The organism is Methylobacterium trifolii, assembly GCF_022179685.1.
GTDB lineage: Bacteria > Pseudomonadota > Alphaproteobacteria > Rhizobiales > Beijerinckiaceae > Methylobacterium > Methylobacterium trifolii.
Genome location: NZ_BPRB01000096.1, coordinates 12,797 through 27,658, shown reverse-complemented (window position 1 = coordinate 27,658; position 14,862 = coordinate 12,797). Strand labels below are relative to the sequence as shown.

The window sequence follows — 14,862 nt, the reverse complement described above, 5'->3', positions numbered from 1 at the left end:
CCACGATGTGGCGCACGCCCGCATCCCAGTACGACTGCACCACCGCGTCGATCTCCTCGCGGGTGGCGTTGACGCAGGTGAGGTGGGCCGCCGGCTTGAGGCTGGTCTCGGTGACCATGCGCGCCACGGTGTTGTGGGTGCGCTCGCGGGTCGATCCGCCGGCCCCATAGGTGACCGAGACGAACTTGGGGCCCAGCGGCGCGAGGCGCTCGATCGAGGACCACAGGATGCGTTCCATCTCCTCGCTCTTGGGCGGGAAGAACTCGATCGAGACCCGGATCGGGTGGTAGCCGTCGCGGCTGGCGCGGTGGGGGGGGCGGGGCATGGCGTCGTCCTCTATGTCGGTCGGTTCAGACGATGGTTTCGGAATGGATGGGCCGGGGCGCCGTGTCTAGGCGACGGCGCGTTCCGCCTCTGTGGCGGCGGCCCCGTCCGTGGCGAGCCACAGGGTGACGGTGAGCTGGGCCTGCTCGGTCGGTGCAAGATCGCGGGTCTCGACCGTGCCGAGGCCGGCCTCCTCCAGCCACCCGGCGACCTGCTCGGCCGCGAAGCCGAGGCGGCGGTGCGCCTGGGATTCGCGCAGGAATTCGAGGTCGTGGGGCGCGAAGTCGACCACCAGCATCCGGCCGCCCGGCGCGACGAGGCGGGCGGCCTCCCGCAGGGCCCGGGCCGGGTCGTCCAGGTAGTGCAGCACCTGATGCACCAGCACGAGGTCGAAGCTGCCGCGGCCGAAGGGCGGCGCGTGGATGTCGCCCTGGCGCAGGTCGACCCGCGACAGGCCCATCCGCTCCAGGTTCGCTCTCGCGACGGAGAGCATGGCGTGGCTCGAATCGAGCCCCGTGGCCCGGCCTGCGCGCGGGGCCAGCAGCCCGAGCATGCGGCCGGTGCCGGTGCCGAGGTCGATCAGGCTGCGGATCGGCCGGGGCCCCAGGGCCTCCAGCACCGCGGCCTCGACCATCGCCTCGGGCACGTGCAGGGAACGCAACTGGTCCCATTTCGGGGCCAGCCGGGCGAAGAAGGTCTGCGCCGTCTCGGCGCGCTGCGTCCGGACGGCTTCGAGCCGGGCCCGGTCCTCGGAGAGGGGCGCGCTGCCGCGCTCCAGGCCGGCGATCAGCGGATCGACCAGTCCGGCGCGATGCTCGGACAGCCGGAAGAAGGCCCAGGCCCCCTCGCGGTGACGCTCGACCAGACCCGCCTCGACCAGGAGCTTGAGATGGCGCGAGATCCGCGGCTGCGACTGGCCGAGGATGTCGGTGAGGTCGGAGACCGACAACTCCCCGTCCGACAGCAGCGCCAGGATGCGCAGGCGCGTCTCCTCGGCTGCCGCACGGAGTACGCCCAGCGCGTCGGGGAACGAGACCGGGGCCGTAAGGCTGGCGCGATCGAGAGACATAAAGATATCTTTATGTTTGTTCGTGCAGGGAGGCAAGCGGCTTTTTCGAGGCAGCCAAGCCTCAGTGCAGCCAGTACTTCTCGGGCTCCAGCGGCTGCGGCAGGGGCTCGCCCAGGGCGTCGAGGACAATGCGGTCGACCGAGCGCAGCAGGGCGTCGAGCGGCAGATCGTTGGGCTCCAGGCCGAAGGGCTCTTCCAGTTCGTCGCCGAGGGCATCGAGGCCAAAGAAGGTGTAGGCCACCAGCATGACCGCGACCGGGGTGGCCCAGCCGAGGGAGGCCGAGAGGCCGACGGGCAGCAGCAGGCAGTACAGCCAGGCGGTGCGGTAGAGCAGGAGGGTGTAGGCGAAGGGGAGCGGCGTGCCCTGGATTCGCTCGCAGGCGGTCTGGATCGCCGACAGTTCCGAGACCTTCCGCTCCAGGGTGCCGAACAGGATGTCGCTGAGGGCGCCCGCCCGCATCGCGCCTGCGAGGTCGGCCGACAGCCCGGTCAGCACCGCATCGGTCGGGCTCGGCCGGCCCGCGAGCAGGGCTGCCTGCGCCGGCGTCAGCCAGGGGCCGGCGGCCTGGGCTTCGTCCCCCTGGCGAAGCCGCGCATGCAGGCCGTGGGCGAAGGCGGACAGACGCCTCAGGGCGGTGCGGCGCAGGGCCTCGTGCTCCGGTCCCGGCAGCAGGGCCGGCAGGAGGCGCGCGAGGCCGCGGACTTCGACGATCAGCGAGCCCCAGAGCTTGCGCGCCTCCCACCAGCGCTCGTAGCAGGCGTTGTTGCGGAAGCTGAGGAAGATGGAGAGGGCGAGGCCGATCAGCGTGAACGGGCCTATGCCGGCCGAGACCGGAAACGCCTCCGGCCAGCGCCGCTCGGCGGCCACCACGGCACAGGCGATCACGCCGATGGCGAGCACCTTCGGCGCGATGCGCGGCAGGATCGACCCCCGCAGGGTGAACAGGATCGCGAGGAAGCCCGGGCGCGGTCGGATGATCATGATTCGGCATTCGGCACGACCGGTCGGTCGGTCCGCTTTACACCGCTCGGCCTGCAGTGGAGCAAGGGCTGTCCACGCCGGGGCTTGATGCCTTCGGGCGTTCGGCGCATGGCCCGATCCGGCCTCGACGGGATGCTGATTCGCAAGGCACGGGCGGAGGAGCGGGAATGTCGGGCGATCTCTCGGAACGGCTGGGTCTGTCCCACCCGATCGTCCAGGCTCCGATGATCGGCCCGAAGCCCGCGCTCGCCCATGCGGTCTCGGCGGCCGGCGGCCTCGGTTCGCTCGGCTGCGCCGCGATGAGCCCGGATCAGGTCCGCGCGGAGGTCGTCGCCCTGCGGTCCGTGACGGACCGGCCGTTCAACCTGAATTTCTTCGCCCATCGGCGCCCGGTGCCGGACGCGGAGCGCGAGGCCGCCTGGGGGGGGCGGCTCGCGCCCTACTACGCCGAGTTCGGCCTCGACACCGATGCACCCGTGACCACCCCTGAGCGCGTGCCCTTCGATGCCGCGATGGCCGCCCTCGTGGCGGAGCTCCGGCCGGCGGTCGTCAGCTTCCATTTCGGGCTGCCCGACGACGCGCTGCTCGCCCCCGTCCGGGCGTCCGGCTGCCTGGTCTTCGGCTGTGCCACCACGGTGCGGGAGGCGCGTTGGCTCGCCGAGCGGGGCGTGGACGCCGTGATCGCGCAAGGGTCCGAGGCGGGCGGACACCGCGGCATGTTCCTCACGGAGGACGTGGCCGGACAGGTCGGAACCTTGGCGCTGGTACCGCAGGTGGTCGACGCGGTCCGTCTGCCGGTGATCGCGGCCGGCGGCATCGCGGATGCCCGCGGCGTCGCGGCAGCCTTCGTGCTCGGCGCCACCCTGGCCCAGGTCGGCACCGCCTATCTCCTCTGCCCGGAGGCCGGCATCTCCGAGCCGCATCGTGCCGCCCTGCTCGCCGCGCGGGACGAGGACACGGCCCTGACCAACGTCTTCACCGGCCGGCCGGCGCGGGGCTTGCTGAATCGGGCCCTGCGCGACCTCGGCCCGATGGATCCGCAGGCGCCGGCCTTTCCGCGGGCGGCGCCTGCCCTCCAGCCCCTGCGCAACGCCGCGGAGGCGCAGGGCTCGGGCGATTTCTCGCCCCTCTGGTCGGGACAGGCTGCGTCGCTGGCCCGCCCGATGGGCGCCGGCGACCTGACGCGGCGTCTCGCGAAAGGGGCGGACCTGGTGCGCGCGCGGTTCCCGGCATAGGTCGGCTCCGGCCTACCAGAGCCAGGCCGCACCCCGCACGCCCGACGCGTCCCCGTGCAGGCTCGCGCGGATGGGCGTGTCGAACGCGTCCGAGAAGACGTGCGGAGCGGTCGCCGCGGGAAGGCCGTGGATCAGTTCCGGCACCCGCGACAGGCCGCCGCCGATAACGATCACGTCTGGGTCGAGGATGTTGACGACGTAGGCTACGCTGCGCCCCAGGCGGTCGAGATAGGCGGCGATCGTGGCCTGCGCCTCGCCATCCCCCGCCCGCATCGCGGCGACGATCGCCTCGCCCGGGAGGCCGGAATCGGTCCGCCGGGCGTGAGCGGCGGAGAGGCCGGGGCCGGAAAGCCACGTCTCAATGCAGCCGCTGCGTCCGCAATAGCAGGCCGGCCCCGGCCGTTCGTCGTCGCGCGGGCTCGGCAGGGGGTTGTGCCCCCATTCCCCGGCGATCCGGCCGCGGCCGGACAGGGCCCGCCCGTTCAGGGCGATACCTGAGCCGACGCCCGTCCCGAGGATCACGGCCCAGACGACCTCCGCCCCGGCGCCCGCGCCGTCGACGGCCTCCGACACTGCGAGGCAGTTGGCGTCGTTCTCGGCGCGGACCGGCCTGTCGAGGAGGCGCTCCAGATCGGACACGAAGGGCTGGCCGTTAAGCCAGACCGAGTTGGCATTCTTGATCAGGCCCGTCGCCGGGGAGACCGCGCCGGGCATGCCGAGCCCGACGCTGCACCGGCTGCCGGCGTCGCCTTCGAGGCGAGCGACGAGGGCGGCGAGCGCTTGCAGCGTCGCAGCATAGTCGCCGCGGGGGGCGACCACCCGCCCCTCGGCCCGGACGGCGCCCTCGCGATCGAGGACGATCCCGGCGATCTTGGTGCCGCCGAGATCGATGCCGAGGCGCAGGGCCCCGGCCATGTCCGGCCTACTCCGCCGCGGCGATCTTCGGCGCGCCCACCTTGGACGCGGGATCGTCCGTGGCCATCGGCTGGGGCGAGTCGTCGGAGATGTGCGTCCCGATCGAGAATGGGTTGGCCATCACCTCGTTGAGCTTGGCGACGTCCAGTTCGCCCTCCCAGCGCGAGACGACCACGGTGGCGACGCCGTTGCCGATCAGGTTGGTGAGCGCGCGGCACTCCGACATGAACTTGTCGACGCCGAGCACCAGGGTCATCGCCGCAACCGGCACCGGATTGCCGGGAATGGCGGCTAGCGTCGCCGCCAAGGTGATGAAGCCGGCGCCCGTGACGCCGGACGCGCCCTTGGAGGTCAGCATCGCGACCAGGAAGATCGTCGCGTACTGCCCGAAGGTCAGGTCCGCGCCCACCGCCTGCGCCAGGAACAGCGTGGTGAGCGTCATGTAGATGTTGGTGCCGTCGAGGTTGAACGAATAGCCGGTCGGGATGACGAGGCCGACGACCGAATCGGAGGCGCCGAGCCGGCGCATCTTGGTCATCATGTGTGGCAGCACCGTCTCCGAGGAGGAGGTGCCGAGCACGATCAGGAGTTCGTCCTTGATGTAGGCGAGGAACCGGAAGATCGAGAAGCCGCAGAAGGCCGCGATCCCGCCGAGGATGACTACGATGAACAGCAGCGACGTGGTGTAGAACGTGCCGACGAGCCAGGCGAGGTCGACGACCTTGCCGATGCCGTACTGTCCGACCGTGAAGGCCATCGCGCCGAAGGCGCCGATGGGGGCGAGCTTCACGATCAGGCCGATGATGCGGAAGAACACCTGTCCCGCGGAGTCGATGCCGTGGGTGATGGCCTCGCCCCGCTTGCCCATGCCGGTCAGCACGCAGCCGGTGAGGATCGAGATCAGCAGGACCTGAAGCAGGTCGCCGGTGGCGAAGGCGTCGAAGAAGCTCTTGGGGATCAGGCCGAGAATGTGCGCGATGGTGGAATCGTTGGCCGCCTTGCTGGCGTAGCCCTCGACCGCCTTGGCGTCGAGCTTGGACAGGTCGGCCCCGAAGCCGGCGCCGGGCCGGACCACCTCGCCGACGACGATGCCGATCAGCAGGGCAAAGCTGGACACCACCTCGAAGTAGATCAGCGCCTTGAGCCCGACGCGGCCGACCTTCTTCAGGTCTCCGATCGAGGCGATGCCGTGCACGATGGTGCAGAAGATGATGGGCGCGATCATCATCTTGATCAGGGCGATGAAGCCGTCGCCGAGCCACTTCATCGACTTGCCCCAGTCGGGGCTGACGTAACCCAGCAGGATGCCGAGCGCGATGGCGATCAGGACCTGGATGTAGAGCACCTTGTACCAGGGCTCGTGTACGGCCGGCTGCGCCGCGGGCGCTCCGTGCGTCGCCGCTGCTTGGGTCATCTGCGCCATGTGATTATCCATGCACGAGTCCGTGCACCCTCCCGATTTTGGGGCAAGCTAGCGAAGATCGGGGGGCGGCTCAACGGCCGCTCAGTACTTCCACCCGGCCGGAGGGTGACAAAAACCTGTCGATTGCGCGACTTCAGGCTTCTGGAAAAGAAGAACTCGCCGCATTCCTGTAATCGCGGCCGAACTTCAGCAGGCGCCGGACATTCCAGTCCACGGCCGCCGCCTCATCCCATCACCGGAGGCTCGCGTGCCCCTCGTTCGCCACTTCCAGGCCGCTGTCGTCGGCGGCCTCGTCTCGTGCGGCGCGTTAATGCCCGCGCAGGCCGGTATCGTCGCGCAGATCGACCAGTCCCGCCAGCGCATGCGCGTCTTCGTGAACGGCGCGCTCTCGTACGATTGGCCGGTTTCGACGGCGCGAAGGGGCTTCTACACCCCGAACGGCTCGTACCGGGTCGGGCTGATGGCACCGATGTGGCGCTCGCGCAAGTACCACGGCTCGCCGATGCCGCACGCGATGTTTTTCCGCGGCGGCTACGCCATCCACGGCACCTACGCGGTCGGGCAACTGGGCAGCCGGGCCAGCCACGGCTGCATCCGCCTCAGTCCGGGTAACGCGCGTCAGTTGTTCGGTCTGACCCGCAGCTATGGGGGGGCAAGCGTAGTGATCCGCAACTGAGCGTACAGAACGCTCTCCGCCGAAATGGACATCGGTTCGGCGTCAGGGAGCACGTCACATCAAAGGCCGAAAGCGATGCCCGACCGCACTGCGATCGGCCATCGTTCCAGGTCGCCCGATCGGATCAGGTCTGCTGCGTCCGGCGCGGCCGCACGGTCCAGCGCTCGAAGGCCGCAGCCGGGTCGTCGGACTTCACGGGCTCGGCCGCCGGCTCGTGCGGCGTCTGGATCGCGGCGCCGAGCGCCTGGGACAGACTCTCGATCACGTCGTCGATGCGGGCGTCGGACTGCGGCAGGTCCTCACCCTGCGGGGCGGCCGGAGCGGCGCGGGCGCTCTCGGCGGATGGAACTCGCTCAGCAGACGCGGATTCCGCTGCCGGGGTCTCCGGTTGGTGTGCGACCTCCGCGGCGGGCATTGCTGCGACCGCCGCTGCGGGTACGGCGGACGCGCCGGTCATGCGGCGAAGGCTACCCAGCCCGTCGTCGGTCTCCGGCTTCTGCTCGGCCGGCCGGGTTTCGGGCGGGCGTGGCGCGTTTCCGTAACGGCCGAAGCCGAAGCGCGGCTCGATCAGGTCGAGCACCGCGTCGAGGGCGGCGTTGCTGAGCTGAAGCTCGCCGGCCTGCGGCGGTCCCTGGAGCGCCACCGCCTGCCGCTCGTAGGCAGCATCGTCGGTGACCTCGCGACCGAACCAGACGGGTGCGGAGAATCCCTTTGCGTCCGACTCGCTGTCGAAGCCGACGCTGATCACGTCGAGGCTACCGGGGCTGACGTAGCGGTCGATCAGCACTTCGCGGCCTCCCAGCGAGACCGATGTGCGGTCGTAGGCCGCCTTGCCGGGGCACACGTCGAGGAGCGCGTCGCCGTGGGCGCGGGGCACGTCGGTGCGCTCCTCGCCCAGCGTCCCGTCCGCGGCCTTCGTCACCAGCACGAGGTGGCACTGCTGCCCGTCGACCCGCACGAAGGATGTGCGGCCGGCCTGCGCCGCGAAATAGCCCTCGGTGATCCGGGCGCCGCCGCGTTCCTTGCGGATCAGACGCACGAGGGACGGGGCCACGAGAAACCGCCGAACCATGCTCATACTCAACCTCCCCACAGGGGCCTAAGACGCCACGACGGCCAAACGTCCGCCTGTCATGACATCTGCAGGCTCGAAGGCGAAGCGTGAAGTCGTAACCTCGCGCTTTCCCGGGGGAAACTTCTACAGGTCCTAGACCGATCCCGGAAATCTTCGACTGCCCGGACTCGGATCGGAAAAGCGCCGACATCAAGACGGTTCGCCGCCGGCTTTCCTCGCGGGCCTGCGACGCTCAGGCCGCACCGTCCTTCGGTTCGAAGGTCAGGGCCGCGCCGTTCATGCAGTAGCGCAGGCCGGTCGGGGCCGGGCCGTCGTCGAAGACGTGCCCGAGATGGCCCTTGCAGCGGGCGCAGTGGACTTCGGTGCGCACCATCCAGTGGCTGCGGTCCGCCGTCGTCTCCACCGCACCCGGGACGGGATCGGAAAAGCTCGGCCAGCCCGTGCCGGATTCGAACTTGGTGCCCGATACGAAAAGCGGCTCGCCGCAGCCGGCACAGGCGAAGGTGCCGGGGCGCTTCTCGGCGAGCAGGCAGCTCGTGCCGGCACGCTCCGTGCCGTGCTCGCGCAGGACGCGATACTGCTCGGGGGTGAGGGCGTTCCGCCACTCGGCCTCACTGCGGGCCTCGGGCGCCGCCGTCGTCGTCGCATCGGATGCGGCCATGGAATCCTCCTGTCGGTTCGCTTGGCTGATATGGGACGTCGCCGGCATTCCGGCGAGCGTTCAGGCCGCCGCGCCCACGGTGTCGGCCATCCGGGCCTGCCGGGCACCGAGGGGGAGAGCGGGCCCCGTGGTGGTGTCCTCGCCGGTCTGGTGCTCGACCTCGGCGTTGATCTCGCCGCCGACGAGCACGATCGTGGACGAGATCCAAATCCAGGTCATGAAGCCGATCACGGCGCCGAGGGAGCCATAGGTCTCGTTGTAATTTCCGAAGTTCGCAACGTACCAGGAGAACAGCAGAGAGGCGGCGAGCCAGAGCAGGCCGGCGACCACGCTGCCGATGCCGACCCAGCGCCAGCGCGCCCGCTCCCGGCTCGGCCCGTAGCGGTAGAGAATCGAGAGGCCGCCGAGCAGGACGACGAGGAGGGCCGGCCAGCGCAGGCCCGCGAGCAGCCAGGCGCCGTCGCTGATGCCGACGAAGTTGAACACCACCGGCAGGATAACGATCGAGGTGAGGGCGAAGATCACGAAAACGAGCGCGCCCACCGTGAAGGTCAGGGAGCGCAGGTTGAGCATGACGAAGCTGCGCTTCTCCTGCTCCTCGTAGACGACGTTCAAGGCATCGAACATCGCCTTCATCGCTGCGTTCGCACTCCACACCGACAGCACGAGACTCGTGAAGAAGGTGACGCCCAGCGTCCCCCCGCCCTTGGCCGCGATGCGCTTCACCTGCTCGCCGATGATGTCGATGGCGCTCGACGGCAGCACGCCCTGGAGCGCCGCCAGATGCTCGTTGATGACGTTCACGTCGGCGAACAGCCCGTAGCAGGAGACCAGGGCCGCCACCGCCGGGAAGAGGGAGAGCAGGGTGTAGAAGGTCACGCCTGCGGCTACCGACAGTACGCGGTCCTTGACGAATTCCAGGTAGACGCGGACGGCGATGTCCTTCCAGCCCGCGCCCGTGATCTGTTCCGGGCTGCGGGCCTGCCGGCCCCGCTCGGCTTGCGTCGCCGCCACGAGCTGCGCCGCGCGGCCCGAATGGGAGCGGGCGCCGGTGTCGTTCCGCTTCGCCTCCGGCTCCTTGACGGTCCCGGACGCCGAAGCGGTTCGCCGGGGCGCCATGGCGAGCGCGATCAGCGCCGACCCGAGCAGGAGGGTCCAGAGGACCGCGGCGTGGTCGGGGCCGGCATTCGGACGCGTTGGAGTCGACATCGGCGGATCGATTTTTTTACGCGGCGTCCCAGGGGGGGCGCTGCTCAACGTAGTCTCGCCTTGGCCGTTCCTCGGCCCCCGAGATTCCCTGTGTAGGCAGCGAGGCGGCGACCCCGAACGCCCTTCGCGCCGGCCGAAGGCAGCGTGGCGGATTCACGAATTGCGGGAGCGAGTTTCCGGCTCCAGCCTCCCCGGAGGATAGGCGCCACGGAGAGGAGGAATCGGCCATGCCGGACGATCCCAACGGGTCCAGTCACCAGACGAAGAGGCGGCGGCGCTTCGCCCACGCGGTCATCGCCGTGACGCTGATCGCGGTCTGGCTCGACCGCCGCGACGGCATCGCCTCCGTCACCGACCTCGGGTGTCGCGATGCCGGGCGCCCCGTTCCTATCGCGACGGACGCGATGGTGCGGGACATGCTGTCCCGCGATTGAGGTTCGCGCCTCAGCCCTTTCCGGATTCCGCATAGAGCCCGGCATGATCCTCGCGGAGCCGGTTCTTCTGGACCTTGCCCATGGCGTTGCGGGGCAGTTCGTCCACGAACAGCACGCGCTTGGGGCACTTGAACCGGGCGAGGCGTCCGTCGAGGTGGGCGAGCACCGCCGCCTCGTCCGGCGCGTCGGCGCCGGCGACCACCACCGCCGTGACGCCCTCGCCGAAATCGGAATGCGCCAACCCGATCACGGCGGATTCGACGATGCCGGGCATCGCGTCGATCTCGGTCTCGACTTCCTTCGGATAGACGTTGAAGCCCCCGGTTATGATCAGGTCCTTTCCCCGCCCGACGATGTGGACGTAGCCGCGGGCATCGACCTTGCCGAGGTCGCCGGTGACGAAGAAGCCGTCCGGCCTGAACTCGGCGGCGGTCTTCTCGGGCATCCGCCAGTAGCCCTTGAAGACGTTGGGACCCTTCACCTCGATCATGCCGACCGCGTCCGTGCCGAGTCCATCCCCGGTCTCTGGGTCGACGACGCGCAGCGACACCCCCGGCAGGGGCGTGCCCACCGTGCCCGCGACCCGCTCCCCCTCGTAGGGGTTCGACGTGATCATGTTGGTCTCGGTCATGCCGTAGCGTTCGAGGATGGCGTGGCCCGTGCGGGCCTGCCACGCGCGGTGCGTCTCGGCGAGCAGCGGCGCCGAGCCGGAGACGAACAGGCGGATCGAAGCCGTGGCTTGGCGGTCTAGTCCGGGTTCCTTCAGGAGGCGCGTGTAGAACGTCGGCACCCCCATCATCGCCGTTGCCCTCGGCATCAGCGCGAGGATCGCCTTGGCGTCCAGGCGCGGCAGGAACAGCATCGAGCCGCCCGAGGCCAATACCGTGTTGATCGCTACGAACAGCCCGTGGGTGTGGAACACCGGCAGCGCGTGGATCAGCACGTCGTCGTCGGTGAAGCGCCAGTGATCGACGAGCGTGCGGGCGTTCGAGGCGAGGTTGTCGTGGCTCAGCATGGCGCCCTTCGAGCGCCCGGTGGTGCCGGAGGTGTAGAGGATCGCCGCCAGGTCGTCGGGGCCGCGCGCCACGTCGGCGAAGGCACCGCCTTGCGCGTCGGCCGCGTCGGTGATGCTGCCGCGACCGGCGGCGTCGAGGGTCAGGACCCGGCCGATCCCGGCCATGTCGGCCACGTTCGCCAACGCTTCGGCCCTGGCCGGATCGCAGACGAAGACCTTCGGCTCCGCGTCGCCGAGGAAGTAGGCGACCTCGGCGGCCGTGTAGGCGGTGTTGAGGGGCAGGAAGACGGCGCCCGCCCGCACCGCGCCGAGATAGAGGAACACCACCTCGGCGCTCTTCTCGACCTGCACCGCGACCCGGTCGCCGGGCTTCACGCCGGCCGCGACCAGGGCGTTCGCGTAGGCGCCCGAGCGGTCGGGACTCTCGGCGTAGCTGTAGCGGCGCCCGTCCGGCGTCTCGATGAAGGTCTTTCGCGACGGGTCGGCGGGCAGGCTGTCGCGGACCAGTTGGAACAGGTGATTCGTCATGACGGGGCGCCTAGCACGGGACGACACTTTGGCGGGAGCCTCGGGACCTCAAGCCTCCGCGAGCGCGACGGCACGCGGTGGCGGCAGGTTGGAGCGCAACTCGCGCGAGACCGCGCCGGAGGCCGCGACCGTGCCGAGGTTGGCGTAGGTCTCGTGGTTCTTCTCGATGGCCGAGAGATCGTAGAGGTAGTTGACCATCAACCCGTGGGCCTGACGGAGGCCCTTACGCGAGACGTCGCCGAGGAAGTTCACCCGCTCCAGCCGGGCGCCGTTGCCGAGGTGGAACCGGGCCACCGGGTCCATGGGGCGCCCGCGCGGGTTCTTGGCGCGCAGGAAGTAGGCGGCGGCCGCCGGCATCATCGCCTTGCGCACGGTCTCGGACTTGGCCTTGTCGGTCGGCCAGTCCGGATCGTCCAGCAGGCGCAGGGCCTCCACGTCCTCGCGGGTGAGCCCCTGCGGAGCGACGGCCCGGCGCTCCCGGTCGAGCCAGGCGGAAAAGCCCGGCACGGGCGAGAGGGTGACGAAGGTCTTCAGGCTGGGGATCTCGCGGGTGATGTCCTGCACCACCTGCTTGATCAGGAAGTTGCCGAAGGTTACGCCGGCGAGCCCCTTCTGGCAGTTGGAGATCGAGTAGAACACCGCCGTGGTGGCGGCCTTGAGGGGCAGTAATTCGCGCTCCTGCGACAGGATCGGCGTGATGGCCGGCGCGATGGCGTTGGTCAGCGCCACCTCCACGAAGATCAGCGGCTCGTCGGCCAGCGCCGGGTGGAAGAAGGCGAAGCAGCGCCGGTCCGGCGGCTCGATGCGGCGGCGCAGGTCGTTCCAGTCGGCGATCTCGTGCACGGCCTCGTAGCGGATGATCTTTTCCAGGATATGGGCCGGCGTCGTCCAGTCGATGTGGCGCAGCACCAGGAAGCCGCGGTTGAACCACGAGGCGAACAGGTGCTCGAAATCGCCGTCCAGGCTTTCGGCGGCGTCGACCAGGGTGGGGTCGGCGCCCTCCTCCCGCAGGGACTTGCGCAGGTCGAGCAGGTCCTCGCGCATGCGCACGAGGCTCAGGGTTCCGTCTTTGGCGAGGTTGAGGCGCCGGATCAGCTCCTGGCTGCGCGGCTCGGCCGCCTCGTGCAGCAGACCCAGGCGCGCGCGCGTCGGGGCGGCGCGATAGGCGTCGATGGCCTCGTCCACCGCGGCGTGGTCGGCGTCGAAATCCAGCGCGATGAGGCGCAGGAAGTCGAGGCGCTCGGCCTTGGCGAAGCTGGCGTAGCGGTCGAGGATGAGCCGGGCCAGCGCCACGCCCGACGCCTCGCCGCGGCGGGAGATCAGGTCGTCGCAGAGCTTGACCAGTTCGGCGGCGTTGGCCCGCCCCGCGAGGTCGCCCCGCCCGATGCCGATCAGGTCGCGCCCGCGATCGCTGATCGTCTGGAGGAGGTCGCCGAAGAATGAGATCGCCGCCATGAAACGCCGTCCGCGCCCCGCCACTGTCCGGCCTCGGCGGCACCCGCGCCGCCGCGGCCTGTCCGCAGGCTTTGCAGTTTAAGGCGAAGGCCACGCGACGGCCAGGGTCGGACGCACAGAAGCCGCAGGGCGCGAACGCAAGAGGCGGCTAGGGCCGGTCGTCGCCCAGCCCGGCGACCACGGCCCGGTCGGCCCGCTCGCGCCAGTCCCCGAGGCCGTACTGGCGGGCGAAGCGCAGTTCGGCGGCGCGGCGCGCCCGGTCCGGGTCACGCGCCCTCTGGATTTCCACTGACCCGACGGTGAAGGGCACCCCGAGAATGTCCTTGGCGAAGTCGACGCGGTAATTCGGCATCCGAGACTCCCTGTTGTCCCGCGGATCGCCGCGGCCCGACGGGCGCGAATCGGTCACGCGCGGCGGGAGTGGGACATTTGAACCGGAATTTCCGTATTCTTCAAACCGGTTACGTCCGATCCTGCCGCAGTGGGGATCGCGCCTGACAGAATTCAAATGGTGAGGGGATGCCGGCGCGGGAAGCGGCTGCGCCATTCTCGCGCGCCCGGTCCGTCTCCGCACACGGTTGCCAGGACCGGTCCGGCGCCATAGCGAAGGCTCCCCTCCCCCTCCAGGATGTCCGATGACCCCACCGCGCACTCGTTCGCGTCACCCGAAGGCTCGGCCGTGAGCGGAGGACAGGGGGCGGCGCCCTTGGAACTCACGGCGCGGGCACGGATCGGCCTCACGCTGATCGCGGGCGGGGCGGTCGCCAACATCTACTACAACCAGCCGCTGCTGGCGGTGCTGGGCTCGGAGTTCGGCCCGCGGGCGGCTCTTTGGGTACCGACCGCGTCGCTGACCGGCTACGGCCTCGGCATCCTCGGGCTCGTGCCCCTTGGCGACGGCCTGTCCCGCCGCAGGCTCATCATCGGCCAGTTGCTCGCCCTGAGCCTCGTGCTGGTCGTGGCCGGCGCCAGCCCGAACCTCGCCACGCTCGCGCTGGCGAGCCTGTTCATCGGCATCCTCGCCTCGGCGGCGCAGCAGGCGTTGCCGTTCGCCGCCGAACTCGCGCCGGATGCGACCCGTGGCCGCATCGTCGGCCAGGTGATGACGGGGCTGCTCACCGGCATCCTGCTGGCCCGCACGGTCAGCGGGTTCGTCGGCGCGCATCTCGGCTGGCGGGCCGTGTTCTTCGCCGCCGCCGGCGTCGCCCTGGCGATGGCGGGGATCGCCGCCGCGACCTTGCCGCACACGCCTCAGACCCGGCGCCTGCGCTACCGGGCCCTGATGCTCTCCCTCCTGCACTTGGCGCGGACGCAGCCGGTGCTGCGCAATGCGGCCTTGTCGCAGGCGCTGCTGTTTGCCAGCTTCAACGCCTTCTGGGCGACGCTCGCCCTCCTGGTCGAGGCCGAGCCCTTCGGCCTGACCCCGGCCGGGGCCGGATTGTTCGGGGTGATCGGGGTCTGCGGCGCGCTGGTCGCGCCGGTCTCGGGGCGCTTCACCGACAGGCGCGGCGCGCGGCCGGTGGTGATCGGCGGCAGCCTCCTGGTCGTCGCCGCCTTCGTCGTCCTGTGGGCGGGCACCTGGTCCCTCGTCGCTGTGGCAGCCGGCGTGCTGCTGATCGATGTCGGCATGAACGGGGCACTGATCGCCAACCAGACCCGCGCCTACGCCGTCGTCCCCGGCGCGCGGGGGCGGATCAACACGGTCCTGTTCACAACGATCTTCGCCTTCGCGGCCTTCGGCGCCTATGCCGGATCGCAGGCGTTCCTGCTCGCCGGCTGGCCGGGCGTCTGCGCCGTCGGGTTCACCCTCTCCGGCCTGGCCCTGCTCGTGGCGGTGCTGGACCGGCAGGGGCGGTCCTGA

At 70.4% G+C, this 14,862-nt stretch carries 15 protein-coding genes; 4 read left to right on the top strand and 11 right to left on the bottom strand.

The genetic code is table 11. The features are described 5' to 3' along the window. From COGEMETH_RS09735 to COGEMETH_RS09725, 3 genes are all read right to left on the bottom strand, one after another. On the bottom strand, positions 1-325 hold a 325-nt coding region (locus tag COGEMETH_RS09735), incomplete at its 3' end, for a methylenetetrahydrofolate reductase (protein WP_238182382.1). 66 nt (positions 326-391) lie between these two features. Beyond that, positions 392-1,393, bottom strand: coding sequence for an ArsR/SmtB family transcription factor (locus COGEMETH_RS09730; RefSeq protein WP_238182381.1), 1,002 nt, complete (start codon positions 1,391-1,393; stop codon positions 392-394). 61 nt (positions 1,394-1,454) lie between these two features. After that, positions 1,455-2,375 carry a bestrophin family protein gene (locus COGEMETH_RS09725; RefSeq protein ID WP_238182380.1) on the bottom strand — a complete coding sequence of 307 codons (921 nt, stop codon included), beginning with the start codon at positions 2,373-2,375 and terminating at the stop codon, positions 1,455-1,457. Positions 2,376-2,542: 167 nt separating this feature from the next. Between COGEMETH_RS09725 and COGEMETH_RS09720 the strand changes: the two genes are divergently transcribed. Beyond that, a complete protein-coding gene (locus COGEMETH_RS09720) occupies positions 2,543-3,610 on the top strand; it encodes an NAD(P)H-dependent flavin oxidoreductase (protein WP_238182379.1) in 1,068 nt (355 codons plus the stop codon). Positions 3,611-3,622: 12 nt separating this feature from the next. Here COGEMETH_RS09720 and COGEMETH_RS09715 read toward each other — a convergent pair whose 3' ends face one another. Together COGEMETH_RS09715 and COGEMETH_RS09710 are read right to left on the bottom strand one after the other, a co-directional pair. Next, complete coding sequence (locus COGEMETH_RS09715) at positions 3,623-4,525, bottom strand: ROK family protein (RefSeq protein WP_238182378.1); 903 nt, start codon at positions 4,523-4,525, stop codon at positions 3,623-3,625. A gap of 7 nt (positions 4,526-4,532) precedes the next feature. Further along, positions 4,533-5,948, bottom strand: coding sequence for a dicarboxylate/amino acid:cation symporter (locus COGEMETH_RS09710; RefSeq protein WP_373875335.1), 1,416 nt, complete (start codon positions 5,946-5,948; stop codon positions 4,533-4,535). Positions 5,949-6,195: 247 nt separating this feature from the next. Here COGEMETH_RS09710 and COGEMETH_RS09705 point away from each other — a divergent pair, with 247 nt between their 5' ends. Next, positions 6,196-6,624 (top strand): L,D-transpeptidase, encoded by a 429-nt coding sequence (locus COGEMETH_RS09705; protein WP_238182377.1) that lies wholly within the window; start codon positions 6,196-6,198, stop codon positions 6,622-6,624. 124 nt (positions 6,625-6,748) lie between these two features. Here COGEMETH_RS09705 and COGEMETH_RS09700 read toward each other — a convergent pair whose 3' ends face one another. The 3 genes from COGEMETH_RS09700 to COGEMETH_RS09690 form a co-directional block, all read right to left on the bottom strand. Beyond that, on the bottom strand, positions 6,749-7,702 hold the full coding sequence (locus COGEMETH_RS09700; RefSeq protein ID WP_238182376.1) for a CYTH domain-containing protein: 954 nt from the start codon (positions 7,700-7,702) through the stop codon (positions 6,749-6,751). A 229-nt stretch (positions 7,703-7,931) separates the two neighbouring features. Further along, positions 7,932-8,360 (bottom strand): peptide-methionine (R)-S-oxide reductase MsrB, encoded by a 429-nt coding sequence (gene msrB / locus COGEMETH_RS09695; RefSeq protein ID WP_238182375.1) that lies wholly within the window; start codon positions 8,358-8,360, stop codon positions 7,932-7,934. A gap of 60 nt (positions 8,361-8,420) precedes the next feature. Then, positions 8,421-9,569, bottom strand: a complete 1,149-nt coding sequence (locus tag COGEMETH_RS09690; protein ID WP_238182374.1) for a YihY/virulence factor BrkB family protein — start codon at positions 9,567-9,569, stop codon at positions 8,421-8,423. A gap of 227 nt (positions 9,570-9,796) precedes the next feature. Between COGEMETH_RS09690 and COGEMETH_RS09685 the strand changes: the two genes are divergently transcribed. Further along, positions 9,797-10,003, top strand: coding sequence for a hypothetical protein (locus COGEMETH_RS09685; protein WP_238182373.1), 207 nt, complete (start codon positions 9,797-9,799; stop codon positions 10,001-10,003). A 10-nt stretch (positions 10,004-10,013) separates the two neighbouring features. Here the strand turns inward: COGEMETH_RS09685 and COGEMETH_RS09680 are convergent, their stop codons facing one another. The 3 genes from COGEMETH_RS09680 to COGEMETH_RS09670 form a co-directional block, all read right to left on the bottom strand. Further along, a complete protein-coding gene (locus tag COGEMETH_RS09680) occupies positions 10,014-11,546 on the bottom strand; it encodes a malonate--CoA ligase (RefSeq protein ID WP_238182372.1) in 1,533 nt (510 codons plus the stop codon). Positions 11,547-11,594: 48 nt separating this feature from the next. Next, positions 11,595-13,001 carry a malonyl-CoA decarboxylase gene (locus COGEMETH_RS09675; RefSeq protein WP_238182371.1) on the bottom strand — a complete coding sequence of 469 codons (1,407 nt, stop codon included), beginning with the start codon at positions 12,999-13,001 and terminating at the stop codon, positions 11,595-11,597. Between the two features lie 148 nt (positions 13,002-13,149). Then, positions 13,150-13,353: a hypothetical protein gene (locus tag COGEMETH_RS09670; protein WP_238182370.1), complete on the bottom strand. Its 204-nt coding sequence runs from the start codon at positions 13,351-13,353 to the stop codon at positions 13,150-13,152. A gap of 327 nt (positions 13,354-13,680) precedes the next feature. Here COGEMETH_RS09670 and COGEMETH_RS09665 point away from each other — a divergent pair, with 327 nt between their 5' ends. Next, a complete protein-coding gene (locus COGEMETH_RS09665) occupies positions 13,681-14,862 on the top strand; it encodes an MFS transporter (RefSeq protein ID WP_238182369.1) in 1,182 nt (393 codons plus the stop codon).

Coding starts and splice junctions, on each gene's coding strand:
- COGEMETH_RS09730 (WP_238182381.1), bottom strand. CDS start 1,393: ATGTCTCTCGATCGCGCCAGCCTTACGGCCCCGGTCTCGTTCCCCGAC.
- COGEMETH_RS09725 (WP_238182380.1), bottom strand. CDS start 2,375: ATGATCATCCGACCGCGCCCGGGCTTCCTCGCGATCCTGTTCACCCTG.
- COGEMETH_RS09720 (WP_238182379.1), top strand. CDS start 2,543: ATGTCGGGCGATCTCTCGGAACGGCTGGGTCTGTCCCACCCGATCGTC.
- COGEMETH_RS09715 (WP_238182378.1), bottom strand. CDS start 4,525: ATGGCCGGGGCCCTGCGCCTCGGCATCGATCTCGGCGGCACCAAGATC.
- COGEMETH_RS09710 (WP_373875335.1), bottom strand. CDS start 5,948: ATGGCGCAGATGACCCAAGCAGCGGCGACGCACGGAGCGCCCGCGGCG.
- COGEMETH_RS09700 (WP_238182376.1), bottom strand. CDS start 7,702: ATGAGCATGGTTCGGCGGTTTCTCGTGGCCCCGTCCCTCGTGCGTCTG.
- msrB (WP_238182375.1), bottom strand. CDS start 8,360: ATGGCCGCATCCGATGCGACGACGACGGCGGCGCCCGAGGCCCGCAGT.
- COGEMETH_RS09690 (WP_238182374.1), bottom strand. CDS start 9,569: ATGTCGACTCCAACGCGTCCGAATGCCGGCCCCGACCACGCCGCGGTC.
- COGEMETH_RS09685 (WP_238182373.1), top strand. CDS start 9,797: ATGCCGGACGATCCCAACGGGTCCAGTCACCAGACGAAGAGGCGGCGG.
- COGEMETH_RS09680 (WP_238182372.1), bottom strand. CDS start 11,546: ATGACGAATCACCTGTTCCAACTGGTCCGCGACAGCCTGCCCGCCGAC.
- COGEMETH_RS09675 (WP_238182371.1), bottom strand. CDS start 13,001: ATGGCGGCGATCTCATTCTTCGGCGACCTCCTCCAGACGATCAGCGAT.
- COGEMETH_RS09670 (WP_238182370.1), bottom strand. CDS start 13,353: ATGCCGAATTACCGCGTCGACTTCGCCAAGGACATTCTCGGGGTGCCC.